We start from the raw sequence: 25,920 nt of genomic DNA on the forward strand, positions 1-25,920 counted from the left end.
CCGTAAAGAAAGTAGTTCCATGGCCAAGCGCCTCGACATCAAAGACCTGAACATCTACTACGGCAAGTTCCACGCCGTGAAGGACGTGACGCTCTCGGTCCCGCCGCGCAGCATCACCGCGTTCATCGGCCCGTCGGGCTGCGGCAAGTCGACCGTGCTGCGCACGCTCAACCGGATGCACGAGGAGATCCCGGGCGCCTACGCGGTGGGCAGCGTGCTGCTCGACGGTGAGGACATCTACGGCAAGGGCGTGAACCCCACCAGCGTCCGCACGACCATCGGCATGGTGTTCCAGCGCCCCAACCCGTTCCCGACGATGTCGATCCGCGACAACGTGGTCGCCGGGCTCAAACTGCAGGGTGTGCGGGGCAAGTCGCAGCTCAACGAGGTGTGCGAACGCAGCCTGCGCGGCGCGAACCTGTGGGAAGAGGTCAAGGACCGGCTCGACAAGCCCGGTGGCGGGCTCTCGGGCGGTCAGCAGCAGCGTCTGTGCATCGCCCGCGCGATCGCGGTCTCCCCGGATGTGTTGCTGATGGACGAGCCATGCTCGGCGCTCGACCCCATCTCGACGCTGGCCATCGAGGACCTGATGGGGGAGCTCAAGAAGGACTACACGATCGTCATCGTCACCCACAACATGCAGCAGGCCGCGCGGGTGAGCGATCAGACGGCGTTCTTCAACCTCGAAGGGGTCGGTCAGCCCGGCCAGCTCGTTGAGATCAACTACACCGAGACGATCTTCTCCAACCCGACCAAGCGGGAGACCGAGGACTACATCTCGGGACGCTTCGGCTGACGCCGGGAGCACGCAACGACCGACGTCCCCGGATCGCCTGGCAGTGTCACGAAGCCATCGGCGGCCGGGGACTTGTCGTATGTCGCGCTCTTGTCACAGGTCATGTCTTGTCACATGTTGAGGTAGAGCAGTACCAGCAGCACCAGCAGCGACGCGATCACCCCGGCGTAGGTGAGCAGCTGCCGGGCACACACCCCGGCACCGACGTCGCCCTGATCCCCGGCGGCGTTGACATCCTGGTCGGCGGGAGAGTGCAGGCTCATGACGAGCAACGCTAGCCGGTCGCCGGGCCCCGATGCACACCGATCGGTGACCTCGGATCGGGTATCACACGCAGACACGAAACGTGGTGCAGCGCACAGGAGCGAACTGCACCACGCACGCGGGTCGGTCAGGCTAGACGTCGAGGTCGGCGAGGGTCTTGCCGGTCGCCTGGAACACCACACGGCGGCCGATCATGACGGCGTGATCGGCGAAACGCTCGTAGTAGCGGCCGAGCAGGGTGATGTCGACCGCGGAGGCCACCCCGTGCTGCCATTCCCGGTCCATCAGCACGGTGAACAGGTGACGGTGCAGGTCGTCCATGGCATCGTCGTCCTCCTCGAGACGGACGGCGGCCTGCGGGTCCTGCGAATCGAGGGCCTCGCGGGCGTTGCGCGCGAGATGCACGGCCAGCCGTCCCATCTCCGCGAAGTAGCCTGCGACCTCCTCGGGCAGCGCCTTGGCGGGGTGCCGACGGCGTGCGACCTTGGCGACGTGCAGGGCAAGCGCACCCATGCGGTCGGCGTCGGCGACGATCTGCAGCGCGCTGACGATGCCGCGCAGATCACCGGCCACCGGGGCCTGCAGGGCCAGCAGCCCGAAGGCCTGCTCCTCGGCGCGGGTGGCGAGTTCGTTCATCCGGTCGTTCTCACTGATGACCTCTTCGGCGATCGCGAGATCGGCTTGGAGCAGCGAGCGGGTCGCGCGCTCCATCGCCGAGCCCGCGAGGTCGCACATCTCACCCAGGATGCTGTTGAGTGAGTGGAGTTGTTCCTGGTAGGCGGTCCGCATGTATCAAGGCTACTGCCTGTGTCGAGCGGTCACCGTCACCCGCCGGGTGAACACACCGTGAACGGTGACCGGCGGTTCGACGAGGGCCGTCATACCCGCCGAACGGCGTGGTGCAGGTCACGAACAGGTGGTGTCACCGGCGTTGGTGATGGCCAGGTCATTGGGCAGATTCGAGGTGTTGGCCGCCGGCGGCAACGACGACGCCGAGAGCGTCGTGCCGACCGCGGGAGCCGTCCCGACCGATCCGTCGAACTCCGACCCCAGAATGACCTCCACACCGTCGCGCACCGTGCGGTCGAGCTGGATCGAGGCGCCCGGGAACATCTCGGCCACCGTGGCCGCAGAGTCCTCCGAACCGGTGCCGTACCGGATGACGGTGTCGGTGCGGTTCTCCGACGCGTCGGCGACGCCCTGGACGTCGAATCCCTGCGCGGACATCTGGTCGGAGACCTCACTGGCGATGCCGCTGCGCCCACTGCCGTTGAGGACCCGCAGCGAGACGTTGCCGGGGTTCTGGGCGGTCGCCGCCACCTTGCTCGGAGCAGCCGGCGTGGTCGTCGACGGGCGGGTGCTCGAGCTGGTGCCGGCCTTCTCGGCCTGCTCGCCGGGCAGCGGCTGATCATCGATGATCGCGTTGAAGATCGCGTTGATGGCATCGGTGTTGGGCAGCTCGTTGTTGCTGCCGTCGGTGGCGGTGCCGCTGGTGGGCAGGGTGATGAAGGTGACCCGGCCGGCCTCGATGCCCTGCATCGACTCCGCGAGCTGCAGCAGTGACTCGGTGTTGACGTTGTCGACGTAGCTGTAATTGATGAACGTGTTGACGATCGAATTCAGCTTCGCCGGATTGGTCAGCACGTTGCTCGACAGACTCGACCGCAGCAGCGACGACATGAACAGCTGCTGCCGTTTGATGCGGCCGTAGTCGCCGTTGCCCTCGGTGGAGACCATGCGGGCGCGGACATAGTTCAGCGCGCGTCGGCCGGTCAGTTTCTGCTTACCCGGTTTCCGCAGGATCTGGCCGAGTTCGTAGTCGTAGATCGGCTGGGTCGAACACACCTCGACACCACCGACGGCGTTGACGACCTTCTCGAACCCGAAGAAGTCCATCGCGATGAAGTGGTTGATGTTCAGGCCGCTCATCGCGGTGATGACCCGCACCAGACATTGCGGTCCGCCGAGGGCGTAGACGCTGTTGAGTTTCACCTGTGTCTCGGCGTCGAGGGTGGCGCCGTAGGTGCCCTTGTCGTTGTCCCACTGCTGGCATTCGGGCCGGTCCACCTGTAGGTCTCGTGGGAAGGACACGGCCACGACGCGACTGCGGTCGGCGGGGATGTTGACGAGGATGACGGTGTCGGAGCGGGCGCCCTCGGCGTCGGCGGTGGTGCCCGCGCCGACGTCGCCGTTCTGCCCGCTCCGGGTATCGGTGCCGACGATGAGGTAGTTCTCGTCGCCGTACTGGGCGTTCTTGTTGCGGATGTTGGTGTCGTCGGGGTTGACGGCCATGATGTTGCGCCAGTTGCCGTCCACCGAATTCAGATAACCCCACACGAAGCCGGTGCCGACCAGCGCCATCACGCAGGCCACCGCGACCAGGATGCGTCCGGTGACCGTGGCGTTGCGCCGCATCACCTGTTTGCGCGTGCGAGCCCGCACCCGACGGGGACGCGAGCGCGCCATCGCCGCCAGATCCGGTGTGCGCTGCAGCGGGGGCCCGGCCGGTTCGGTGGCCTCGGCGGAGGCCGCGTGCACGGTCTCGGGGGCGGCGGCGGGAGTATCGGTGCTGGTGTTGGCGGCGTCGGGGGTGGGTGCGTCCTCGGTGTCGCCGGCCGGTGCGACCCGTGTGACCGGCTCGAACTCCTCGGGTGCGACCGGTGCGGCGTGGGAGCCCTGTGCGCGTGACTCCTCGCTGGCGCGGCGCGCGGTTGCCTGGTCGGAGAGATCCACGCCGGTCGGTGTGTCGGTGACCGGGGGAAGCTTCTGGGTGACGTCGGCCGGTGCGTAGGGCGGGACCGGGGGAATCGACTCGGTCGGCGGGTCCGCACGCGGGGGGGCAGGCGCAGGAGGCGGGCTCGACCGCGGTCGTCGGAGTCGCGCGCGGCTGGTCGGGATGGCCTGGGTCGGGGTCTCGTCGGATGCCCCGGCCGACGCATCGTCGGCGTTCATCTGTTCCATCAGCTGCCGCACGGTCAGCCGATTGCGCCCACGGACGAACCGATCCGAGGACCGGGGCTCGCGGAGCCGATCGGCGGGCGGGCTCTCACCGGACGCGGCGAACCTCGACCCGCGGTCGTCGCCGGTACGGCGATCGTCGGGGTCGTCGCCGTCACCCGGCTGGGCGCCCTTGTTCGGCGTCGAACGACTCAACTGACAGTTCCTCTTCCCCCGGCAAGCTTTCGTGGACCGCGTCGTCGGGGCTCAACGCGTGCGGCACGCTCCGATCACGAACCTGCCGCAGCAGGACCTTGCGACATCTTACTTAGTCTCCGCTGAGAAGCACTCGCGCCGGTCGCCGATCCCGACCGAGTGGTCACGCGTCGCGCAGGTCTCCGCTCACCCGCCGGAGTGCATCACCTCGGCGCCGGCCGGAACCACGTCCTCGTCGGGATCGTCGAGCCAGCCGTCCGGGAGCGCCACCTTGGCGGGTGATCCCTGACGCCCACGAGGACCGTGTCCGTCGTCGGGGAACGGGGCCTCGGCGGGCAGTGTGGCCACCAGATCGCGCAGCTCCGACAGTGTGGTGACCAGTGAAAGTCGTTGGCGCAGATCCGATCCGGCAGGGAAACCGCGGAGATACCAGGCGACGTGCTTGCGAATCTCGCGCATGCCCTTGTCCTCGCCGTGGTGGTCGGCGAGCAGCTCACCGTGGCGCACGATGATGGCCGCGACCTCGCCCAGGGTGGGCGCGGCGGGTGCGGGCAGGCCGTTCAGCTCGGCGGCGAGCTCGGCGAACAGCCACGGCCGGCCGAGGCAGCCGCGGCCGATGACGACGCCGTCACACCCGGTGCGCTGCATCATCGCCACCGCGTCGGCGGGCTCGAAGATGTCGCCGTTACCGAGCACCGGGACGTCGGTGACGTGCTCCTTGAGACGTGCGATCTCATCCCAGTCGGCGTGCCCGGAATATCGCTGCGACGCGGTACGGGCATGCAGCGCAACGGCTTTCGCACCCTCTTCGGCGGCGATACGCCCGGCGTCGAGGTGGGTGTGGTGCTCGTCGTCGATGCCGATGCGGAACTTCACGGTGACCGGGACGTCGGTGCCCTCGGTGGCGCGCACCGCGGCGGCGACGATCTTGCGGAACAGGGTGCGCTTGTAGGGGATCGCCGATCCACCACCCTTGCGGGTCACCTTGGGGACCGGGCAACCGAAGTTCATGTCGATGTGGTCGGCGAGGTTCTCCTCGACGATCATCTTCGCGGCCTCGTAGGTGTAGCGCGGGTCGACCGTGTACAGCTGCATCGACCGCGGACTCTCGTCCGGGCCGAAGGTGGTCATGTGCATCGTCACCGGATGGCGCTCGACAAGCGCTCGCGCGGTGACCATTTCGCACACGTAGAGCCCCGACACCGTCCCGGTGCGGGCGAGTTCGAGTTCGCGGCACAGGGTGCGGAAGGCGACGTTGGTGACCCCGGCCATCGGTGCGAGGACCACCGGGCTCGACAACTCGAACGGTCCGATGCGCAGCCCGGATGCTCGGGACGTCGGGTCGGACGGGGCGTGCGGGACAGACGCCGAACCGGCGCCCTCGGTGATCGAGGACGCCGGTGCGGTCAGGGTCGGTGCGGTGCTCAGGATGCCTGACGCTCCCGCTTCTTGGCCTCGCGGGCGAGGGCGCGGTCGCGCATCTCCTCGAACTTGAGGGTGTCCTTCTCGAGTTGCTCGAGGAAGGCGGCGAGCTCCTCGCGGGTCTTCTCGCCCTCGCTGGTGAAGTCCTCGCGTTCGAAGACCCGCCACTTGCGCAGCACCGGCTGCACGACCTCTTCGAGGTGCTGGCGCAGGTCGTAGATGCCGTGCTTGGCCATCAACACGCCGTGGCGGCGGAAGTTGGGCATGCCAGCGCCGGGCATCTGGAAGTTGGTGACGATGTCGGTGACCGCGCGCAGCGTCTGATCCGGTGCCAGATCCATCCCGGCGCCACAGATGTTGCGGTAGAAGATCATGTGCAGGTTCTCGTCGGCGGCGATGCGCTGCAGCATCTTGTCGGCGATCGGGTCGTTGCAGGCCTTGCCGGTGTTACGGTGGCTCACCCGGGTGGCCAGCTCCTGGAAGGTGACGTAGGCGACGGAGTGCAGGATGCCCAACTCGTCGGCGTGCTCCTCCAACTCGTCCGCGCGTCCGGCGGCGGCGAGCATCGGGTCGTAGCCGTTGGTCATGTGGACCATGCGGTCGGCCTCGAGAGCGGCGGGATCGACACCGCGGGTCACCACGAGGTAGTCGCGCATCACGATGCCGTGACGGTTCTCCTCGGCGGTCCACCGACCGACCCAGTGGCCCCACGCAGAATCCATCGAGAAGTTGTCGGCGATCACGCGGTGATACGAGGGCAGGTTGTCCTCGGTCAGCAGGTTGGTGATCATTGCGGCCTTGGCGACCTCGCTGAGCTGCGACTGCTCGGGGTCGTAGTCCGGGCCGCCCAGCGCCGGGTAGTTCTTGCCCTCATCCCACGGGATGTAGTCGTGCGGGTTCCAGTCGCGGGCGATCTTGAGGTGTCGGTTCACGTTCTCTTCGGCAACCGGAGCGAGTTCCTGCAAGAGCTCCAGTTGAGTCAGTGCACGTGCCATAGAGATTCCTCCGAACGGTGGTCGCATACGTGTGGGGTCGGTGCGCACACGGTTGGGTCAGCATTACAGGCTACGGCACATACCAGGCCGAACCCAAGTCACTACCTACGGTGCCGTAACCCGACCTCTCGGTCATGTTGCCATGGGGGTGATGTCGCTGTCTTTCGGATGTCGCTGTCTTTCGGGTGTCGCTGTCGGCATGGATGGTGTTACCCCGGCTCACCATCCTGAGGGTCGGCTTCGTCCGGGTCCAGGCCCGGACGCGTACTCACAGGTGATCGACAGATCAGCGGCGCGCGGCGAACGCCGGCCCGATCCGGCGCATCCATTCGGCCGCACTGTCGTCGAGAGTACCGAGGTCGGACGCCTTTTCACACCACTTCATGGCGGCGGCACCGAACTCGAGCGGGTTGTAGACGTCCTCCTCGCGCGACCACAGCCCGTCGCCGGCGTAGGTGAGGATGGTGATGTTGGTCGCTGTGATGAGGCTGCCGTCGCCGGGATCGCGCATCGGGTTGTCGACCTCGCAGATCACCCGCGCGGTCGACGGGTCGGCGACGTGCCACAGTGCCGGGAATCCGGTCATGTGGCTGCCCGGGAATGCCGTCATCGTCTTCCAGATCCACGCCCGGATCTCCTCGCGACCACGCATGACGCCCAGAGCGTGCTCCACGTAGTCGGCGTCGGTGGTGAACAGGTCGGCGAAGCGGTCCCAGTCCCGGCTGACCCCGATCTCGGCGACGGTCCGCTGGAAGTCGGCAAAGGCCGCGTCGAGTTCGGCGGCGTCGAAGTTCGGTGCGGCGGCTGCGTTGGACACGTGTCCACCCTACGGTGACGGGAACCGAATCGGTCGAATTTCGCATTCTCGCGCAATGTGTGGGGATGACCGCCGACGGGGAGCAGAATGGTTTCGGGGGCCGAAAGAGGGCCGCGTCGCCGAAGCACTCACGGGTGCTCCGGCCGAGACAAGTGGAGGTCCGCAGTGCAGCGGTTGAGTGGTTTGGACGCGTCGTTCCTGTATCTGGAGACGCGCTCGCAGTTGATGCATGTCGTGGGGATCATGGAACTCGATGCGAGCACCATTCCCGGTGGTTACAGCTTCACCCGAATGCGTACCCAGCTCAATGCGCGGGTTGCCGCGATGCCCATGTTGCGACGCAAACTGGAGAACTCCGCGCTCAACATCGACCACCCGGTGTGGGTCGAGGACGACCACTTCGACATCGATCGGCACGTGCACCGCGTCGCGTTGCCCTCGCCCGCGGGCAAGAAGGAACTCAACGAGCTCTGCGGACATCTGGCCGGGCAGGCCCTCGACCGGGGCAAGCCGCTGTGGGAGCTGTGGATCATCGAGGGCAGCGCCGACGGCAAGATCTGTGCGTTCCTGCGGATGCACCACGCCAGCGTCGACGGGGTCACCACCGCCGAGGTGCTCGGCCAGCTCTGCAGCCTGACCCCCGACGAACCCGACGTCGACCCGGACAAGGTCGCCGAGACCGCCGGTGGACCCAACCGCACCGGCATGGTGATCTCCGGCGCCCTCAACTACTTCGTGCAGCGACCGATCGCGATGGCCAAACTGCTTCCGCAAACCGCCGGCGTACCGATCGAGTGGTTTCGCCGGTCGCGGTCGCGTACCGGGATGCCCGCCCCCTTCGCCGCGCCCCGCACCGTGTTCAACGGGCCGATCTCGCCGCACCGCAGCATCGCGACCACCCAACTCTCCCTCGACGACGTCAAGCGGGTGAAGAACCGCTTCGGGGTGAAGGTCAACGACGTGGTGCTCGCGATGGTCGGCGGTGCGCTGCGCGAATATCTCTCCCAGCACGGGGACCTACCGGGCTCGCCGTTGGTGGCGATGGTCCCGGTGTCGGTCCACGATGCCGACGAGCGCGATCTGGTGGTCAACGGCACCAACAAGGTCACCGGCATGTTCACCGAATTGCCGTCGGACGTCGCCGATCCGGTCGAACGGCTCGAACGTGCCGGGGAACTCGCCCGCCGCGCCAAGGAACATCACGCCGACATCGACGCGAACATCCTGCGTGCGTGGGCACAGTTCGCCCCCGGCACCACGCTGTCGACGCTGATGAAGTTCTACGGTGACCGCAAGCTGTCGATGAATCATCCGCCCATCTACAACGTCACGGTCTCCAACGTCGCCGGCCCCGACTTCCCGATGTACTTCTGCGGGGCGAAGGTCGCCGCCATCTATCCGCTCGGTCCGATCTTTCACGGCCTGGCCCTCAACATCACCGTCTTCTCCGTCGACGGGCACCTCAACGTCGGCATCCTGACCTGCCCCGACGAGGTGCCCGACGTCGAGGTGATCGCCGAGGCCTTCGATCACCAACTCAAGGCGCTGATCGAGGCGTGTGACGACTGAGGGTCGACGCCGCCAACGGCCCCGCAGTTAGGCTGAGACCGTGTCTGTTCACGACCATGGTTTCGCGCGGGTCACCGGGGCAATCCCGGTCGTCCGCATCGCCGATCCGAAGGCCAATGCCGAGGCGACCGTCGAGTCGATGCGGCAGGGTGCCGCAGAGGGCTCGCTGCTCGTCGTCTTCCCCGAGATGGGTTTGTGTGGCTACAGCATCGACGATCTCGTCCAGCAGGATGCGATTCTCGACGGCTGTCGCGATGCATTGAAGTCGATCGTCGACGCCAGTGCAGGGTTGATGCCGCTCGTGGTGGTGGGGTTACCGCTGGTGGTCGGCGACGGGCTGTACAACTGTGCTGCGGTGATCCGTGACGGCGCAGTGCTGGGCGTGGTCCCCAAGTCGTATCTGGCCAACTATCGAGAGTTCTACGACAAGCGCTACTACAGTGCCGCGCGCGATGCGCCGCAGGATACGGTGCGGCTCTTCGGCTCCGACGTCCCGTTCGGTGCGGATCTCCTCTTCGACGCCGAGGACGTCCCGGGCTTCTGCCTGCACGTGGAGATCTGCGAGGACGGCTGGGTGCCCATCCCGCCGAGCGTGTGGGCCTCGCTGGCCGGCGCGACCGTCCTGGCGAATCTGTCGGGTAGCCCGGTAACCGTCGGCAAAGAGTCGTACCGGAAGTTGTTGAGTACCAGCCATTCCGCGCGCTGCATCGCCGCGCACCTGTACGTGGCGGCCGGTTTCGGCGAATCCACGACCGATCTCGCGTGGGACGGCGACGCGTTGATCACCGAGAACGGGACCCTGCTCACACGCAGTAAGCAATTCGAGATGGGTGCCCAATCCATCAGTGCCGACATCGATCTCGACCGTCTGCGCCAGGAACGCATGCGTATGACCAGTGTGCGCGATCAGGTCGGCGACCACGCCGAGGACCTGAAAAGGTTGCGGCGCATCGGTTTCAGCTTCGGTGTGCAGCCCGGAACCGATGACGTCGAGGTGCTGCGACGTGCCATCGCGCGGTTCCCGTTCGTGCCCAGCGGCACCAGCGACCTCGATGAACGTTGTCGGGAAGTCGGCAACATCCAAGTGCAGGGACTCGCGGCGCGCTTGCGTGCGACGGGACTCGAGAAGGTCGTCATCGGCGTATCCGGTGGACTCGATTCGACCCTTGCATTGTTGGTCGCGGTGGACACCTTCGATCGACTCGACTTGCCGCGCACCAATATTCTGGCTTACACCATGCCAGGCTTCGCCACCGGAGGCGCAACCCTGCGGCGGGCGCACACTCTGATGGACTCGCTGGGCGTGAGTGGGACCGAACTCGACATCCGCCCGTCGTGCGAGCAGATGCTCGCCGACCTCGACCACCCGTACTCGCGTGGCGAGAAGGTCTTCGATGTGACGTTCGAGAACGTGCAGGCCGGGGAACGGACCTCACACCTGTTCCGCCTGGCCAACCACCACGGCGCCATCGTCCTCGGCACGGGAGATCTCTCCGAGCTCGCCCTCGGATGGTGCACCTACGGCGTCGGTGATCAGATGTCGCACTACAACGTCAACGGGTCGGTTCCCAAAACGCTTGTCCGCCATCTCATCCGGTGGATGATTACCTCCGGTGAGTTCTCCGACGAGACCAGTGCGGTACTCGCCGAGATCCTTGCCGACGTGATCTCGCCCGAATTGGTACCGCCAGGCGAGGACGGTGCGATCCAATCCACCGAAGACACCGTCGGGCCGTACGAATTGCACGACTTCTTCCTTTACTACCTCACCCGGTTCGGCTACCGTCCCAGCAAAGTCGCGTACCTCGCCCGTCAAGCATGGGGCGATCTCGACCGAACGCCGTGGGATACCGAGCCGCTCGACGACCGCAACGTCTACGACGCGGCGACGATCGACAAGTGGCTCACGGTTTTCTGCCAGCGGTTCATGGCCAACCAGTTCAAGCGCACAGCCATGCCCAACGGACCCAAGATCGGTTCCGGCGGTTCGCTGTCGCCACGCGGTGACTGGCGTTCACCGTCGGACGCCTCCGCACGTGCGTGGTTACAGGAGCTCCGCGGGGAGTGAGAAGCGGGGAGTGAGAAGCGGGCAGTGAGATGCGGCCGGGCCCCACGGTGATCATCTCGACCACCGTGGGGCGGTTCGCTATTGAGTTCTCAAACAACAGATGCGGTCCCGGCCTGGCCGGGTGCGGGGAATCAGGTTGTGGGGCAGCGTAGGTCAGGCTGCGGTGTTGTCGAGTCGCATGGTCCGTCGGTGATAGGACGGTATCGGTCGTCGTTTCGGATCGATGCTGGCGGGCGGGATCAGCCAGGGGTGTCGGTCGAATCCCATGACGATGTCCCAGCCGTGGTGGTGGACATCGTCATGGCAACTGGTGCACAGGAGGCAGCCGTTGTCGAGGTCGGTGGGACCACCATCGGCCCAGTGGTGCGCGTGGTGTGCTTGGCAGCGTCCGGCGTGGGCACCGCATTTGATGCACCCACGATCCCGGACCAGCAACGCTTTGCGTTGCCCGGGTGTGAAGAAGCGTTTCGCCTCCCCAACACTGAGCGGCACACCGTTCGGATCGAGCATGATTTTCGTGATGGTGGTGTCACACGACAACAGTTTGGCGGTGGCTTCGGTGATCGCACCCATATTCTGCAGGTCCCCGCCGAGTGCCGGGTTGTCCGCTGACCAGGTCCACAACAGGCCGTTGGTCGGTTTCGCCGAGAACGTGGTGTCCGCCAAACCTTGTGCCGCCAACTCCACGATCGTCTCGAATGCGGCCGCGCAGATCTGTTCGGGTGTCCGCGGATCCGGCGACCCGTCGGGTTGAGGCTTGGGCGCCGACAAGGTTTCCATCAGAGTTCTGGTTTTCTCCCCGGCGATGATGTCGAGGTTCGCTGAGATTTCCAGCCGGCCGTCGTCGGTGATGCGGTCGGTGTAGGAGTTGATCGTCTTGTCTTCGGCGGCAGGTAACCCGCCAGGCGTCTCCGCGGCGAGCTCGTTACCCAGCTGTCGCGCGTAGAGGTTGATCTCGGCGGGGGTGAAACCGGCGAAGTAGTGCGACAGCAGTTTCCGCAGGTATTCGCACCGTTGGACGGTGTCGAGGGGTTCGGGGCATCGGGTGTCGATGTGGCCCAGCCCGCGGACGATGGCGTCGGTGTGTTCGGACGAGATGGACCCGTCCGCTGCATGCGCCAACAACAGATCGATGTCGCCGGTGGCAGCAATCCGCACGTACCGACCTGCGACGGCAGGTGCGAAACCCATGCTGATCAACAACTCCCGCAGTCGGGTGGTCTTGTGGTCGGCCACTCCCAGGCGATCCATCTCACCGGTGAGGGTGGTGGCGTGATGATCGATCAGGTTCCGCAACAACAGGACTTGTTTCATCGCACCGAAGGCCTGCGGTCCGGTCATCTCCGGATTCCATTGCAGGTCGCTGAGTTGGGTGACAATCCCGGCGAAAACTGCCTCGGCATCAAGAGCTTCGGTGGTGTCGATCATGGGCCCCTCCCCAGTGGCTGATCGGTGTGATGACTCCATCCTACTCGAACATAGGGATCAAGGCAAGGGTGTTCGATGGTTGTGGGGAGGCAAAGGTGCTTGTGGACAACGGGTTTCGGTGGTGGGCTGGCGGCAGTTTTCTGTCGGTGGGGTGTGGTAGGCGGGCGGCTTTCGCTGTGAGCCGGATCGATGTGGTTGGGAGGCTTGTTGTCTCGCCGGGTCTCGAGGCTCGCCGCACGCGGCTCGCACCTCGACCATCGGGGGGAAGGCCAGGCGGCTGGGGCGGTGTACACCCTCGACCATCGGGGGGGAAGGCCAGGCGGCTGGCGGCTGGGGCGGTGTACACCCTCGACCATCGGAGGGAAGGGGGCGGGGTGCGCGTCGCAGGAGGTCGCTACAGCCCCAGATCCTTGGCGATGATCGTCTTCATCACCTCGTTGGTCCCGCCGTAGATCCGCGATACGCGGGTGTCGGCGTAGAGGCGGGCGATGGGGAACTCGGTGATGTAGCCGTAGCCGCCGTGTAGCTGCAGGCATTTGTCGATGACCCGGCCCGCGGTGTCGGTGGCGAACAGTTTGGCGCGGGCGGCGTCGGGAACCGACAGCTCACCCGAGTTGTGCAGCGTCAGAGCGTGATCGACGAACTGCTGGATCGCCTCGACCTCTGCAGAGCATTCGGCGAGCACGAACTTGGTGTTCTGGAAGGAGGCGACCGGCCGCCCGAAGACGTCACGCTCGCGGGTGTAGGCAAGTGCATGCTGCAGGGCAGCGGCGGCGGTGGCCGCCGAGCCGATCGCGATGGTGAGCCGCTCCTGCGCCAGATTGTGTGTGAGGTACCGGAATCCGGCGCCCTCGTCGCCCAGGCGGTCGGTCACCGGCACGCGCACCGAGCTGAACGACAGTTCGGCGGTGTCGGAGGCCTTGAGCCCGATCTTCTCCAGCTTGCGGCCCACGGCGAAGCCCTCGGAGGAGGTGTCGACCACCAGGATCGACAGGCCGCCGCGCCGGTTGTCGGGGTCGAAGGCCGACGTGCGGCAGACCACCAGGATGCGATCGGCCAGGGCGCCGCCGGTGATGAAAGTCTTGGCACCGTCGAGGATGTAGTGGTCGCCGTCCTCGCTGAGTCTGGCGGTGGTGGAGATGTTGGCCAGATCCGACCCGGTGCCGGGCTCGGTCATAGCGATCGCGAACATCAGCTCGCCGGAACAGAATCCGGGTAGCCAACGCTGCTTCTGCTCGTCGGTCGCGTACTCCATCAGGTAGGGCAGGATGAGGTTGGCATGCACCGAATAGCTACCGAAGGTCACCCCGGCCAGCGCGCATTCCTCGGCGATGACCATCGAGTAGGTGAAGTCGTGCTCGCCGCCACCGCCGTATTCCTCGGGCGCCTCGATGCCGAGCACTCCGAGCTCACCGAGCTTGTTGTAGAACTCGCGCGGCGGATGCCCCTGCTTCTCCCAGTCGTGGTGGACGGGTACAACCTCCTTGGCGATGAAGTCGCGAATGGTCTTGCGGAAGGCTTGGTGATCGTCGTTGAACACGGTGCGCTGCATGGGTTCTGGCCTCTCTAGTTGGTTCGGTACTCGCGGAGCAGACCCTTGGAGATGATCTGTTTCTGGATTTCGCTGGTGCCCTCGCCGATCAGCAGGAAGGGAGCCTCCCGCATCAGCCGTTCGATCTCGAATTCCTTGGAATAGCCGTAGCCGCCGTGGATACGAAAACTGGCCTGGGTGACCTCTGCGCAGTACTCGCTGCACAAGTATTTGGCCATCCCGGCCGCGACGTCGTTGCGTTCGCCGGAGTCCTTGAGCCGGGCTGCGTTCACCATCATCAGGTGCGCCGCTTCGGTTTTGGTGGCCATCTCGGCCAGCGAGAAGGCGATCGCCTGATGCTCGGCGATCGGCTTGGCGAAGGTGCGTCGCTGTTGGGCGTAGGTGACGGCGAGTTCGAAGGCGCGCTGGGCGATCCCGCAGGCGCGCGCCGATACGTTGACCCGGCCGACCTCGACGCCGTCCATCATCTGTGCGAATCCGCGGCCCGGTGTGCCGCCGAGGATGTGCTCGGCATCGGTGCGATAGCCGTCGAAGATCAACTCGGTGGTGTCGATCCCCTTGTAGCCCATCTTGTCGATCTTGCCGGGAATCGTCAGTCCGGCAACCACTTCGCCGAAGCCGGCCGGCTTCTCGATGAGGAAGGTGGTCAGGTTGTGGTGCGGCTTCTCGGCTCCCTCGTCGGTGCGCACGAGCGCCGCGACCAGGGTCGACGAGGCGCCGTTGGTGAGCCACATCTTGGCGCCGTTGATCGTGTAGGTTCCGTCGTCGGAGCGTTTGGCCGACGTCGTGATGGCCGCGACGTCGGAGCCGAGGTCGGGTTCGCTCATCGAGAAGGCGCCACGCACCTCGCCGGTCGCCATCCGCGGCAGCAGCCGCTGCTTCTGTTCCTCGGTTCCGTGCTGTCGCAGCATGTAGGCGACGATGAAGTGGGTGTTGATCACGCCCGACACACTCATCCAGCCGCGCGCGAGTTCCTCGACGCACAGTGCATAGGTCAGCAACGATTCGCCGAGCCCGCCGTACTCCTCCGGGATCATCAGCCCGAACAGTCCCATCTCCCGCATGCCGGCGACGATCTCCTCGGGGTAGGCGTCGGCATGCTCGAGTTCTTGCGCGTTGGGGATGATCTGGGTGTCGACGAAGCGCCGCACGTTGGCGACGATGTCGGTCTGGATATCGGTGAGACCGAGGGTCTGGGCAAGGCGGGCCATGGTCTTCAGCATGCCCGTGACGGGACCGCCCGGTAATGCGGTCTTCGGCTAAGGCTCCGATAGGACGAGACAATGCCACGCCTGCAAGAAGCGACTGCGGGCCGCTGACCAGCACGTATAGGCAACACTTTGGGCACCGATCGCCGATCCGGGCATTGTCGGCATTTCCGGCGAACGGTTTGCTGGGGTCTGGATGTGATCTGGCGCACCCCCGGCGCCACCCCCAACCCCCGACCCGAACAGGATCCCGCCATGGCTCACCTGGCCCCCGAACCGGCCGCCGATTCGTCGGTGACGCCGGCACCGATGCCCTCGACTGCCGCCCGCCCTCGCGACTCCCGCCGCACCGCGTGGGGACTGACCGGCCTGCTCGTCGCCCTCTACGTGATCAACTACGCCGACAAGGCCGTCCTGGGCATCATCGCCCAACCGCTGACCGAGGAGCTCGGATTGCGTTCGGCGCAAATCGGTTTGGTCGGCAGTCTGTTCTTCCTGACCTTCACCGTCGGTGGCTTCTTCGCCGGCGTGCTCAACCGGTGGATGACTCTGCGCTGGGCACTGGTGGTGTTGGCGTTGTGCTGGGCCGTCGCGATGCTGCCACTGGTCGCCGTGGCCGCCTTCGCCGTGCTGGTGGTGAGCAGGTTGTTCCTCGGGCTGGCCGAGGGGCCCAGTTCGGCATTGCTGCACACCGCGGCCTACTCGTGGCATCCGCCGGCCAAGCGAGGGCTGCCGTCGGCGCTGCTCGCCGGCGCGGCGTCGATCGCGAAGATCGCCATCGCACCTGCGCTCGCGGTGGTCACCGTCAGCCTCGGCTGGCGAGCGGCACTGGTCTGCCTCGCCGCGGCGGGCCTGCTCTGGTGTGTCATCTGGCTGGCCGTGTGGCGGGAGGGGCCGTACACGACAACCGGTGCCGCGCGCGAAGCAAGTGCAGAGGCGCCGAGTGCCGACGAACCGTCCGTGCCGTGGCGACGCATCCTGACCTCGCGGAGTTTCGTCTTCGGCGCCCTGCTGGTGATGAGCGTGTATGCGCTGGTCACGGTAGTCCTGACCTGGTTGCCGTCGTACTTCGAGGTCGGGCTCGGCTACAGCCGCGTGCAGGCCGGGTCGATGTTCGCGCTGCCGTCGATCGTCGGGCTGGTGCTGATGCTGGTGTCCTCGATCGTCGGTGACCGGATGATCTCCGCGGGTTCGTCGGCACGCAGTGTGCGCGTCGTGGTGCCCTCGGTCGGCGTGCTGATCTGTGGCGCCATGCTCGTCGCCCTGCCGTCGATCGGCACGCCGATCATCGCGGTCCTGGTGGTGTCCGTTGGCTACGGATTCGCCGCGACCGTGTTCCCGCTGCTCAACGCCGCGATCTCGGAGATCTGCCCACCGCGGCAGATGGCGGGCACCCTGTGCGCATTCCTGGCCGTCATGGCCGTCGGTGGTTTGATCGCGCCATAAGCGACCGGGCTCATCGTCGACGCCGCGTCGTCGCCGGCCGCCGGGTACGCCACCGCTTTTCAGATCCTCGGTGTGGTCTCGGCCGTGGCCGCCGTCCTCGCGTTGATCTTCGTCGACCCCGGTCGCGACAAGGCTGCGATCCGCGGTGATGCCGGTGTGCCGAGCGCGACATAGGTCGCGGCTATGACCCCATGAGCGTGAATCACCTTGTGATCGAGCGCCCGTCATGGTCGATTCGTAGGTAGGGGTCGATTCGTTGGTAGTGGTTTCGAGAAAGGAACTCCTCATGACAGATGCGGTGATCGTCGATGCGGTCCGTACCCCGATCGGACGCCGGGGCGGGGCGTTGTCGGGTATCCATCCGGCCGACTTGTCCGCCCACGTCCTCGAGGCACTCGTGGAGCGCACCGGCGTCGATCCCGCCGACGTCGACGACGTCATGTGGGGGTGCGTCAGCCAGCACGCCGAACAGGCGGGCAACATCGCGCGCACCGCGATCCTGGCCGCCGGTTGGCCGGAAAGTGTTCCGGGGACCACGATCACACGGGCCTGCGGATCGAGCCAGCAGTCGCTGGCGATGGCCGCCGCCGCGGTCATCAGCGGTCAGCTCGACATCGTCGTCGCCGGTGGGGTCGAGTCGATGAGCCGCGTGCCGATGGGCAGCGCGGCCCCGAACGGAGAGCATCAGCCCCCGACCGTGCTCGACCGCTACGGCGTCGACCGGTTCAGTCAGGGCGTCGGCGCCGAGATGGTGGCCCGGCGTTGGGATCTGAGTCGCACCCGACTCGACGAGTACTCGTTGCGCTCCCATGAACTCGCAGCTGCAGCCAGCGATGCCGGGGCGTTCGACGGTCAACTCGCCCCGGTGCCCGGCGTCCTCGAGGGTGACGAGGGCATCCGGCGCGGCGGATCGCTGGAGTCACTGGCCAAACTCAAGACAGTGTTCGACGAGAACGGGGTCATCCACGCGGGCAACGCCTCTCAGATCTCCGACGGTGCGGGCGCGCTGCTGGTGTGCTCGTCGGAGACCGCCGCCGCACACGGCTGGACCCCGCTGGTACGCATCCACACCACCGTGGTGGCCGGCGACGATCCGGTCGTGATGCTCACCGGGCCCATCCCGGCCACCGCCAAAGCCCTTGCCCGGTCCGGGCTCTCGATCGACGAGATCGGGGCGTTCGAGGTGAACGAGGCGTTTGCGCCGGTCCCGCTGGCGTGGCAGATCGAGACGGGTGCGGCGGAGAAGGCGCTCAATCCGCTCGGCGGCGCCATCGCGGTCGGGCACCCGCTCGGCGGCTCCGGCGCCATCCTCGCCACCCGGCTGGCGCATCACATGCGCGACAACACCATCCGTTACGGACTACAGACGATGTGCGAGGCGGGTGGCATGGCCAACGCCACCATCTTCGAACTCATCGGCTGACCACCTCAGGAGCAGATGTATGGAACTCAAGGACCTCTCCACCGCCATCACCGGCGGAGCCTCCGGCCTCGGCCTGGCCACCGCCCGGCGCATCGTCGATGCCGGGGGACAGGTGACCCTCATCGACCTGCCGACCTCCGACGGCGTCGAGGTGGCCGAACAGCTCGGTGCCGCAGCGAGATTCGCGCCCGCCGACATCACCGATCGCGAGCAGTTCGCCGCCGCGCTCGACGTGGCCGACGAACGCGGCGGTCTACGCGCTCTCGTGCACTGCGCCGGTGCGGGTCGCCGGATGCGCATCCTCGACGCGCAGGGCCGCGCCGGATCGGCCGACGACTTCGAGTTCGTCATCCGGCTCAACCTCATCGGCTCCTTCCACGCCCTCTCGCTGGGCGCCGAGCGGATGGCCCGACTGCCCGAGATCGACGGCGAGCGGGGCGTGATCGTGATGACCGCGTCGGTCGCCGCGTTCGAGGGGCAGATCGGCCAGATCAACTACAGCGCCTCCAAGGCGGGCATCGTCGGGATGACGCTGGTGGCCGCACGAGATCTGGCGAGCAAGCACATCCGCGTCAACACCATCGCCCCCGGCACCATGGACACCCCGTTGCTGGCGCGGTTGCGTGACGACGTCCGCGAGTCGCTGGCCGCGAGCATCCCGAACCCCTCGCGGCTCGGCAAGCCCGACGAATTCGGCCGGTTGGCGGTCTCGATCGTGGAGAATCCGTACCTCAACGGGGAGACCATCCGCCTCGACGGCGCCATTCGGATGGCCCCGCGATGACCGAATTACACTATCCGGCAATTACTCTCGCCACGCTGCCAGCAGGTATGGCCCGGCTGTATGCGAACCGCGCGGCCGTCATCGACGGCGAGCGGGTGCTCACCTTCGACGATCTCGACGTGCGCACGGCCGCGGTGGCCGCCGGGCTCGCCGCGATCGGGGTGGTGCAACGCGACGTCGTTGCGCTGCACCTGACCAACAGTGCCGACTTCGTGCTGGCCTACTACGGGGCGTTGCGCGCCGGCGCGACGGTGACATTGATCAACCCGGCGCAGCCGGTCGCCGGGTTGCGCGCCCAACTCGTCGAGACCGACGCCGTCGCGGTCGTCACCGAGGAGCCGCAGTCGCAGACACTGGCGTCGGCGATCGAGGGACTCGATCTGCGGGCCGCGATCCTCGTCGGCGACGACATCGGGTCCGAGACCGACACCACCCCAGCGAGTTTGATCACCCTGGCCGAACTGACCGCCGACGCAGGCCCCGCACCACGGGTCGGGATCACCGGTGCGGATGTGGCCCACCTCGCCTTCACCGGTGGCACCACCGGCGTCTCCAAGGGCGTGCAGGTGTTGCACCGCAACGTCATCGCCAACGTCACCCAGATGATCGCCTGGCGCGCCGGACATGCGGTGACCGAGAACGACGACGGGTCATTTCGCCTCACCCCGCGCGACGGCGCCGGACGCGGCGTCGTACCCGGGCAGGCCGCCACCATCGTGGTGTCCCCGCTCTATCACGCGCACGCCCTGATCAACATGTCCTTCCTCCTGATGTGCGGCGCCACCCATGTGCTGGCCGGCCGATTCGATCCGGCCCGGATGCTCGATCTCATCGAAGGTCACCGCGCCACCTACATCACCGGCAGCCCGACGATGTGGCATGCGCTGGCCGCACATCCCGATGTGGCCACACGCGATCTCTCGTCGGTGCGGGTGGTGTCGTCGGGGGCCGCGCCGATCGATCACGTCACGCTCGAGCGGCTCGCCGCGGCTTTCCCGTCGGGTGCGGTCGTGGAGGGCTACGGGCTGACCGAGGCGACGTGCCTGGTCTCGTCGGCGCCGCTGGCGGCCACCGGCAATGGCACCGGTGAATACCGTTTCGGCAGTGTCGGATTGCCGACATTCGACACCGAGGTGTCGATCCGTTCGCTCGACGATCGCACCACCGAACTCGACGCCGGCGAACGCGGTGGGCTGTGGGTCCGCGGCCCCCAGGTGACCGCCGGGTACCTGCACCACCCCGAGATCACCGCAGAACAGTACGTCGACGGATGGCTCGACACCGGCGACATCGCCTACGTCGACGACGACGGCTACCTCTACATCTGCGACCGTGCCAAGGACATGCTGATCTACAAGGGCTACAACGTGTATCCGCGTGAGCTCGAGGAGATTCTGGTGACCCACCCCGACATCGCCGGTGCCGCGGTGGTCGCCCGGGAGGCCGGGCCGGTCGGGCAGGAGCCGGTGGCCTTCGTCGTCGCCCGGCCGGGCCACCGGGTCGACGCCGACGCGGTGCAGGGCTTCGTCGCCGAACAGGTGTTGCCCTACAAGAAGATCCGCGAGGTGATCGTCGTCGACGAGCTGCCCACCTCCGCCGCGGGCAAGATCCAGAAAGTTGCGTTGCGAGCCCAACTCGCCGCGGCCGAGCACAACGGAAAGGACCGACTTCATGCGTGATGTCGTCATCTGCGAGCCCGTGCGCACCCCGATCGGGCGCTACGGGGGCATGTTCCGGTCGCTGACCGCCGTCGACCTCGGGGTGGCCGCCCTGCGCGGACTCCTCGAGCGGACCGGCATCCCCGACGACGCCGTCGACGACGTGATCCTCGGTCACTGCAACGGAAACAGTGAGGCGCCGGCGATCGGCCGTGTCGTCGCACTCGACGCCGGACTGCCGACCACTGTGCCCGGCATGCACATCGACCGACGCTGCGGGTCGGGGTTGCAGGCGGTCATCCAGGCCGCCTACCAGGTGGGGTGCGGCGACAACGATCTCGTCGTCGCAGGCGGTACGGAGTCGATGAGCAACGCGTCGTTCTATTCGGTGGACATGCGTTGGGGTGGTGCGCGCACCGGAATCGCCATGCATGACAGCCTGGTTCGGGCTCGCTCGACCGCCGGCGGCAAGAACTGGCCGGTACCCGGTGGCATGATCGAAACCGCCGAGAACCTCCGCAAGGAGTACGGGATCTCCCGCGAGGAGCAGGACGATCTCGCCGTCGAATCACACATGCGCGCGGTTCGTGCACAGAAGGACGGCATCCTCGGCGAGGAGATCATCCCGGTCACCGTGCGAGATCGTAAGTCCGAGAAGCTGATCGACACCGACGAACATCCGCGCGCCGACGTCTCGCGAGAGTCGCTCGCCGGACTGCGACCCATCATGGGCGCCACCGACCCCGACGCCACGGTGACCGCGGGCAACGCCAGCGGACAGAACGACGCGGCCTCGATGTGCCTGGTGACCACCGCCGAGGTCGCCGCACAGCACGGTCTGACGCCGTTGGTGCGCTTGGTGTCCTGGGGTCTGGCCGGTGTGCCGCCGGCGACCATGGGCATCGGCCCGGTGCCGGCCACCGCCAAGGCGCTCGACAAGGCGGGATTGACGCTCGCCGACATCGACGTCATCGAACTCAACGAGGCCTTCGCCGCGCAGGCGCTCGCCGTCACCCGGGAGTGGGGATTCGGCCGATTCGCCACCGACAGTCCCGATTTCGCGCGCACCAACGTCCACGGATCGGGAATCTCGCTGGGGCACCCGGTCGGCGCGACCGGCGGGCGGATGCTGGCATCGCTGGCGCGGGAACTGCACCGGCGCGAGGCACGCTATGGCCTGGAGACGATGTGCATCGGCGGCGGGCAGGGGCTGGCCGCAGTATTCGAACGGGTCAGCGGATAACCGATTCTCGTGACAAGCCGCCTTGACATCTGATGTCAAGGCGGCTTTACTCGTGGCATGCCCGACCTGGCCGCTGTCTCATCGCCGATCCGGGCCGCGCGGACCCGGGCGGCCCTACGGCAGGCCGACCTGGCGAAGGCGGTCGGGGTGAGCAGGCAGACGATCGTGTCGCTCGAGCGTGGCGACTACGCACCGTCGGTCTATCTGGCCATCCGGGTCGCGCGGGCGCTCGGTGCCGGCGTCGAAGAACTGTTCCCGTTGCCCCCGGAGAACTGAGACCCAGGAGAGCTGAGATGAGTTCCGGACGAACCACATTCCCCGATCTGTTGCTCGGCCCCGACGATGCATCGTGGGGCGATGAACGCGAGCGCGCGGTACTGCTGGAGGGCTACGCCTACATCTACACCCTCTCGACGCTGCTGCTGTGGGCGATCGGCGCCGTCGCGGCGTGGTTCGTGCCCGCCTGGGTGACCGTCCTGTGGTGGGTTGCGTTGATCGCGCCCGCGATGGAATGGCGGCGATTCTGCACGGCTCGCCGCGTCGATCCCCAGACGCTGGTCTACGCCCGCGGATCCCGGCGCCGCATCATCGTCACCAGCCTGTACACCGGTGCCTGCTCGCTGTCGATGGCACTCGCGGTGATCCTCGGGCTCGGACCGGACGGTGAGGCGACGACGATCGTGGGGGCAGTCGTCGGCGGTATCGTCGGTGGCGGTGCGGCATTCCTGCTGGCCCGGCGACATGCGATCAAGTCCGAGAAGGCGCAAGCCGCAGGTGATCTCGACGACTGAGTCGTGCGCACCTCGCGCACCTCACTCCTGGACCGCTCGCTGCGCGGCCATCGACCGCGCGACGTCGGCGAACGCCTGACCGGCGACCGAGAGGCCGCCCGGATCGAAGATCATCGCGAAAGTCCGTGCGAACCGCGGTGACACAGGCCGCACCACCGCACGATCGGCCACCGATTCGGCGACGCGACGTTCGAGCAGGGTGGCCCCGATCCCGGCCAGCACCATGGGAAGTCGCTGCTCCCGATGGTCGGAGAGCACGGCGATCGGCAGTCGGACACCGGATTCGCGGATCGCGCTCTCGATCTCCTCGGCGACCGAGCCGCCCCGCGGAACGAAGACCATGGGAATGCGGGGGAGATCGGCGATCGGGATCGGCCCGTCGGGCACCTCGGTCCCGGGTGGGCACACCAGCCAGAATTCCTGCTCACCGAGCACGATCATGTCGAGATCGTCACCGACCGTGGGCAAATGGGTGATGACGAACTCGCAGCGTCCCTCCTCGATCATCGCCGATGCCTGTGTCTCGACCCGCAGGTCGCCGAGGCGCACGGTGACCCCCGGATGGCGGGCCCGGAAGCCGGCCACCAGGTCGATCACCGCGCCACCGTCGATGAACGGGGAGGCGAGGACGTCGACGCGGCCGGTCGGTTCATCACCGGCCGCGGAGAGGGCGTCGTCGACGGCAGCCACATCACGCATGATCTGCCGGGTCGACCCGACGAGCGCCCGTCCCGCCGAACTCGGCACCATGCCGCGTCCGATCCGGTGGAACAACTGCACCCCGACTTCTCGTTCCAACGCCCGAAGCGCCTGGGACACAGTCGGTTGGGTGACCCCCAATGACGCCGAGGCGCCGCCGATGCCGCCGTGTTCGACGACGGCGAGGAAGTACTCGAGCTGGCGCAGTTCCATCGAACTCACCACGCTCCGTCGTGGGGAATGGTGGCATCGTCGGGCACGACGTCGGCCGGTGGCGCGGGCGTACCGCTGATCCGCCGCGCCACCGCGACGAAGGCGACCGCGGCCGGCGACGGTTGCCCCGACCGCATCACCAGTCCGTAATTGCGCAGCAGTGGGGGCGCCACACCGACGACCTCGGCGCCGCTGAACTGCTCGGCGGCGACCGGACGCGGGACCACGCTCACGCCGACGCCGCGATCGACGAGATCCCAGATGGCCGACGAATGGGCGCAATCGACCACCACGTTGCGGGCGTCGTCGGCGATGACGTCGGCAAGCAGGGCCGCGGTCGCCTGATCGGACAGGTTGACCAGCAGCGGTAGATCGCGCACCGCCGCGCGGGGCACCGTGCCCGACTCGGTGACCACACCGTCGCCGAGGAGTCCCGGTGGCGCGGCCAGCACGAGTTCCTGTGCGCCGAGGGGGATCGATACGAGAGACGCGTGGTCGGCATCGGAATCGATCATCCCGATCTCGGCGTCACCGCGCCGCAACGCGGCGAGCACCCCGGACGGGCCGTCGGCGGCGTGGACGCGCACGACCACGGCGTCGTGTCGCTCCCGGAACGCCCGCACCATCGTGACGAGCGGGTCGATGGCGAAGGCGGCATCGGTGACGATGTCGACGCGTCCCGAGCGCAGTTCGCGGACGGCGGCCACCTTCAGTTTCGCGCGCTCGACGTCGGCGAGGATACGGCGTGCGGCGACCTCGACGCGCCGACCTGCGTCGGTGAGTTCGAGCCGTCGACCACTGCGATCGAACAGGGTGACACCGAGACGGCGTTCGAGCGTGCGGATGGCCTGGGAGAGCGAGGGCTGGGAGATGTAGAGGGCATGCGCCGCCTTGGTGATCCCGCCGTGGTCGATGACCGCGACGAAGTAGGTGGCGAGATGCAGGTCCACTGCCACAGCCTAGCCGCGGCGTTCAGAGCTGTGCCCGCGGCCCGTCGACGCGGGAGGGCATGGTCCACGATTGGGGGATGCGGGCGAACGAGCCGACCGCCGGGGCCATCACCGGTCGGTAGTTGGCCGCGGGCCCCGCACCCGCGGTCAGCTCACGGTAGGCGTCCACTCCGCTCGTCGGATGACGCGTGAGGCCCGGATCGCGCAGTACGTCGACCCGGTACAGACCGAATCTCGGTGTGTAGCTGCCCCATTCGTAATTGTCGGTGATCGACCAGTGGTTGTAGCCGACGATCGGCAATCCGTCGCCGCGCGCTCGTTGGAGCCAGAAGAGACTGTCGCGCAGGAAATCCGCCCGGGTGTACCCGTCGGCGCGGGGTGTTCCGTCGGACAGCGGCATGCCGTTCTCGACGATGTAGAGCGGTGTGCCGGGGAAGGCCTGCGCGTAGTGATGGCACGCCTGGTAGATGTCGTCGGGCTGCGGGCGGACCGCCGCGAAATCGCCACCCGCCGCAGCGATCGTGGTGAGATTGTTCAGCGCTGCACCGTAGTAGTAATCGATGCCGACGAAGTCGAGGGTGTCGAGGACCCGATTCATGAACAACGCATCGGTGACCGGCGTGACCGCGGGCAGGAAGGCCTCGTTGACCGCAACGCGCGCTTGCGGATTCGCATCATGTGCGGCCGCGTGGGCGATCCGGTGGGCCTGTGCGACGCGGTCGAGAAACCGCGGCATGTCGGCGTCGGTGAGGGCGCCGATCTCCTTCTCATGGCCGTAGAAGACCAAGGGCTCGTTGATGCTGATCCACATCGAACACTGCTCGGCGTAGCGAGCGGTGATCATGCGCGCATACCGCTCGAAGTCGCCGAGTGTTCGGGGGCCGAGGAAGCCGCCCTGATCGGCCACCCACCCCGGATACACGTAGTGCACCAGGGTGATCATCGGGCTCATGCCCAGCGACCGTATCCCGGCGACGAGGTCGTCGTAGTAGGCCAGTGCCGCCGCGCTGAACCGGCCGCGTTGCGGTTCGACCCGCGCCCACTCGATGCCGAAGCGAAAGGTGTTGAGTCCCATGCCCGCGGCGAGGTGCAGATCGGACCGGTAGCGGTGCCGGAAGTCGACGGAGTTGCGTACCGGGTCGACCCGTCCGGTCCGCGCCGCACGGTCGGTGTAGCGCCGCCAATTCGAGTCCGGGCTGAAGCCCTCGGCCTGGAAACCCGAGGTGGCCGCCCCGAAATGGAAGCCGTCGGTCCAGCCGGGCACGCGTGGGGCGTGCACGAATGGTGCGGTACCCGGCGCGGCGGAGGCCGACGCAGCACGCAGGCCCGACGCACCCAGCCCGACTCCCGCTGCGACCGCGGTGGTGGCGCCGAGCAGACCGCGTCGGGAGATCGCCGACGGTTGCGCGGCGTGGGCCTCGGGGTGGGGAGGTCGGCTCAT

The 25,920-nt window shown here is 67.1% G+C and carries 21 protein-coding genes and 1 pseudogene; 10 read left to right on the forward strand and 12 right to left on the reverse strand.

Going from position 1 to position 25,920, the window contains the following annotated elements; translation table 11 throughout:
• Positions 1-19: 19 nt before the first annotated feature.
• On the forward strand, positions 20-796 hold the full coding sequence (gene pstB, locus GOPIP_RS03420) for a phosphate ABC transporter ATP-binding protein PstB (RefSeq protein WP_006368151.1): 777 nt from the start codon (positions 20-22) through the stop codon (positions 794-796).
• Between the two features lie 110 nt (positions 797-906).
• Here pstB and GOPIP_RS28990 read toward each other — a convergent pair whose 3' ends face one another.
• From GOPIP_RS28990 to GOPIP_RS03445, 6 genes are all read right to left on the reverse strand, one after another.
• Positions 907-1,059, reverse strand: a complete 153-nt coding sequence (locus GOPIP_RS28990; protein WP_006368152.1) for a hypothetical protein — start codon at positions 1,057-1,059, stop codon at positions 907-909.
• 133 nt (positions 1,060-1,192) lie between these two features.
• On the reverse strand, positions 1,193-1,849 hold the full coding sequence (gene phoU / locus GOPIP_RS03425; protein WP_006368153.1) for a phosphate signaling complex protein PhoU: 657 nt from the start codon (positions 1,847-1,849) through the stop codon (positions 1,193-1,195).
• Positions 1,850-1,966: 117 nt separating this feature from the next.
• Positions 1,967-4,213 (reverse strand): LCP family protein, encoded by a 2,247-nt coding sequence (locus GOPIP_RS03430; RefSeq protein WP_006368154.1) that lies wholly within the window; start codon positions 4,211-4,213, stop codon positions 1,967-1,969.
• Positions 4,214-4,399: 186 nt separating this feature from the next.
• The gene (gene dusB / locus GOPIP_RS03435; RefSeq protein WP_265078066.1) at positions 4,400-5,533 is read right to left on the reverse strand and encodes a tRNA dihydrouridine synthase DusB; all 1,134 of its coding nucleotides are present in this window, start codon (positions 5,531-5,533) and stop codon (positions 4,400-4,402) included.
• Positions 5,534-5,637: 104 nt separating this feature from the next.
• A complete protein-coding gene (locus tag GOPIP_RS03440; RefSeq protein WP_006368156.1) occupies positions 5,638-6,630 on the reverse strand; it encodes an acyl-ACP desaturase in 993 nt (330 codons plus the stop codon).
• A gap of 286 nt (positions 6,631-6,916) precedes the next feature.
• On the reverse strand, positions 6,917-7,447 hold the full coding sequence (locus tag GOPIP_RS03445) for a nuclear transport factor 2 family protein (RefSeq protein ID WP_006368157.1): 531 nt from the start codon (positions 7,445-7,447) through the stop codon (positions 6,917-6,919).
• A gap of 165 nt (positions 7,448-7,612) precedes the next feature.
• On the opposite strand from GOPIP_RS03445, the gene GOPIP_RS03450 reads away from it, so the two are divergent.
• Together GOPIP_RS03450 and GOPIP_RS03455 are read left to right on the forward strand one after the other, a co-directional pair.
• Positions 7,613-9,016: a WS/DGAT/MGAT family O-acyltransferase gene (locus GOPIP_RS03450; protein ID WP_006368158.1), complete on the forward strand. Its 1,404-nt coding sequence runs from the start codon at positions 7,613-7,615 to the stop codon at positions 9,014-9,016.
• A 40-nt stretch (positions 9,017-9,056) separates the two neighbouring features.
• Positions 9,057-11,084, forward strand: a complete 2,028-nt coding sequence (locus GOPIP_RS03455) for an NAD(+) synthase (protein ID WP_006368159.1) — start codon at positions 9,057-9,059, stop codon at positions 11,082-11,084.
• Positions 11,085-11,237: 153 nt separating this feature from the next.
• Here GOPIP_RS03455 and GOPIP_RS03460 read toward each other — a convergent pair whose 3' ends face one another.
• The 3 genes from GOPIP_RS03460 to GOPIP_RS03470 all read right to left on the reverse strand — a co-directional run bounded on the left by GOPIP_RS03460 (position 11,238) and on the right by GOPIP_RS03470 (position 15,275).
• Positions 11,238-12,512: an HNH endonuclease gene (locus tag GOPIP_RS03460; protein WP_006368160.1), complete on the reverse strand. Its 1,275-nt coding sequence runs from the start codon at positions 12,510-12,512 to the stop codon at positions 11,238-11,240.
• Positions 12,513-12,906: 394 nt separating this feature from the next.
• On the reverse strand, positions 12,907-14,064 hold the full coding sequence (locus GOPIP_RS03465; RefSeq protein WP_006368161.1) for an acyl-CoA dehydrogenase family protein: 1,158 nt from the start codon (positions 14,062-14,064) through the stop codon (positions 12,907-12,909).
• Positions 14,065-14,078: 14 nt separating this feature from the next.
• Complete coding sequence (locus tag GOPIP_RS03470; RefSeq protein ID WP_035727085.1) at positions 14,079-15,275, reverse strand: acyl-CoA dehydrogenase family protein; 1,197 nt, start codon at positions 15,273-15,275, stop codon at positions 14,079-14,081.
• A gap of 306 nt (positions 15,276-15,581) precedes the next feature.
• Between GOPIP_RS03470 and GOPIP_RS03475 the strand changes: the two are divergent.
• The 7 genes and pseudogenes from GOPIP_RS03475 to GOPIP_RS03505 all read left to right on the forward strand — a co-directional run bounded on the left by GOPIP_RS03475 (position 15,582) and on the right by GOPIP_RS03505 (position 22,617).
• Positions 15,582-16,892, forward strand: a pseudogene (locus GOPIP_RS03475) (MFS transporter).
• 112 nt (positions 16,893-17,004) lie between these two features.
• Positions 17,005-18,141, forward strand: a complete 1,137-nt coding sequence (locus GOPIP_RS03480) for a thiolase family protein (RefSeq protein WP_006368164.1) — start codon at positions 17,005-17,007, stop codon at positions 18,139-18,141.
• Between the two features lie 19 nt (positions 18,142-18,160).
• A complete protein-coding gene (locus GOPIP_RS03485; protein WP_006368165.1) occupies positions 18,161-18,925 on the forward strand; it encodes an SDR family NAD(P)-dependent oxidoreductase in 765 nt (254 codons plus the stop codon).
• A complete protein-coding gene (locus tag GOPIP_RS03490; protein ID WP_006368166.1) occupies positions 18,922-20,604 on the forward strand; it encodes a class I adenylate-forming enzyme family protein in 1,683 nt (560 codons plus the stop codon). The genes GOPIP_RS03485 and GOPIP_RS03490 overlap by 4 nt, the downstream gene beginning before the upstream one ends.
• Positions 20,597-21,826, forward strand: coding sequence for an acetyl-CoA C-acetyltransferase (locus GOPIP_RS03495; protein WP_006368167.1), 1,230 nt, complete (start codon positions 20,597-20,599; stop codon positions 21,824-21,826). Before GOPIP_RS03490 ends, GOPIP_RS03495 begins: the two co-directional genes overlap by 8 nt.
• A gap of 57 nt (positions 21,827-21,883) precedes the next feature.
• Positions 21,884-22,102: a helix-turn-helix transcriptional regulator gene (locus tag GOPIP_RS03500; protein WP_006368168.1), complete on the forward strand. Its 219-nt coding sequence runs from the start codon at positions 21,884-21,886 to the stop codon at positions 22,100-22,102.
• 17 nt (positions 22,103-22,119) lie between these two features.
• Positions 22,120-22,617 (forward strand): hypothetical protein, encoded by a 498-nt coding sequence (locus GOPIP_RS03505; protein ID WP_006368169.1) that lies wholly within the window; start codon positions 22,120-22,122, stop codon positions 22,615-22,617.
• Between the two features lie 21 nt (positions 22,618-22,638).
• On the opposite strand, the gene GOPIP_RS03510 is transcribed toward GOPIP_RS03505, so the two are convergent.
• From GOPIP_RS03510 to GOPIP_RS03520, 3 genes are read right to left on the reverse strand one after another with little or no spacing between them, the layout of a single operon-like run.
• Entirely contained in the window at positions 22,639-23,529 is an 891-nt protein-coding gene (locus GOPIP_RS03510) for a LysR family transcriptional regulator (RefSeq protein ID WP_006368170.1), read from the reverse strand.
• Between the two features lie 5 nt (positions 23,530-23,534).
• Positions 23,535-24,479 carry a LysR family transcriptional regulator gene (locus GOPIP_RS03515; RefSeq protein WP_006368171.1) on the reverse strand — a complete coding sequence of 315 codons (945 nt, stop codon included), beginning with the start codon at positions 24,477-24,479 and terminating at the stop codon, positions 23,535-23,537.
• 22 nt (positions 24,480-24,501) lie between these two features.
• The gene (locus tag GOPIP_RS03520; protein ID WP_006368172.1) at positions 24,502-25,920 is read right to left on the reverse strand and encodes a family 1 glycosylhydrolase; all 1,419 of its coding nucleotides are present in this window, start codon (positions 25,918-25,920) and stop codon (positions 24,502-24,504) included.

The sequence above is a fragment of the Gordonia polyisoprenivorans NBRC 16320 = JCM 10675 genome, assembly GCF_000241325.1.
In the GTDB taxonomy this organism is placed as follows: domain Bacteria; phylum Actinomycetota; class Actinomycetes; order Mycobacteriales; family Mycobacteriaceae; genus Gordonia; species Gordonia polyisoprenivorans.

Excerpts from the sequence above, each read along its gene's own strand:
- GOPIP_RS03495 (WP_006368167.1), top strand. The coding sequence starts at position 20,597 with ATGCGTGATGTCGTCATCTGCGAGCCCGTGCGCACCCCGATCGGGCGC.
- phoU (WP_006368153.1), bottom strand. The coding sequence starts at position 1,849 with ATGCGGACCGCCTACCAGGAACAACTCCACTCACTCAACAGCATCCTG.
- pstB (WP_006368151.1), top strand. The coding sequence starts at position 20 with ATGGCCAAGCGCCTCGACATCAAAGACCTGAACATCTACTACGGCAAG.
- GOPIP_RS03470 (WP_035727085.1), bottom strand. The coding sequence starts at position 15,275 with ATGGCCCGCCTTGCCCAGACCCTCGGTCTCACCGATATCCAGACCGAC.
- GOPIP_RS03505 (WP_006368169.1), top strand. The coding sequence starts at position 22,120 with ATGAGTTCCGGACGAACCACATTCCCCGATCTGTTGCTCGGCCCCGAC.
- GOPIP_RS03440 (WP_006368156.1), bottom strand. The coding sequence starts at position 6,630 with ATGGCACGTGCACTGACTCAACTGGAGCTCTTGCAGGAACTCGCTCCG.
- GOPIP_RS03490 (WP_006368166.1), top strand. The coding sequence starts at position 18,922 with ATGACCGAATTACACTATCCGGCAATTACTCTCGCCACGCTGCCAGCA.
- GOPIP_RS03500 (WP_006368168.1), top strand. The coding sequence starts at position 21,884 with ATGCCCGACCTGGCCGCTGTCTCATCGCCGATCCGGGCCGCGCGGACC.
- GOPIP_RS28990 (WP_006368152.1), bottom strand. The coding sequence starts at position 1,059 with ATGAGCCTGCACTCTCCCGCCGACCAGGATGTCAACGCCGCCGGGGAT.
- GOPIP_RS03485 (WP_006368165.1), top strand. The coding sequence starts at position 18,161 with ATGGAACTCAAGGACCTCTCCACCGCCATCACCGGCGGAGCCTCCGGC.
- GOPIP_RS03480 (WP_006368164.1), top strand. The coding sequence starts at position 17,005 with ATGACAGATGCGGTGATCGTCGATGCGGTCCGTACCCCGATCGGACGC.
- GOPIP_RS03520 (WP_006368172.1), bottom strand. The coding sequence starts at position 25,920 with ATGAGCCGACCTCCCCACCCCGAGGCCCACGCCGCGCAACCGTCGGCG.
- GOPIP_RS03510 (WP_006368170.1), bottom strand. The coding sequence starts at position 23,529 with ATGGAACTGCGCCAGCTCGAGTACTTCCTCGCCGTCGTCGAACACGGC.
- GOPIP_RS03460 (WP_006368160.1), bottom strand. The coding sequence starts at position 12,512 with ATGATCGACACCACCGAAGCTCTTGATGCCGAGGCAGTTTTCGCCGGG.
- GOPIP_RS03465 (WP_006368161.1), bottom strand. The coding sequence starts at position 14,064 with ATGCAGCGCACCGTGTTCAACGACGATCACCAAGCCTTCCGCAAGACC.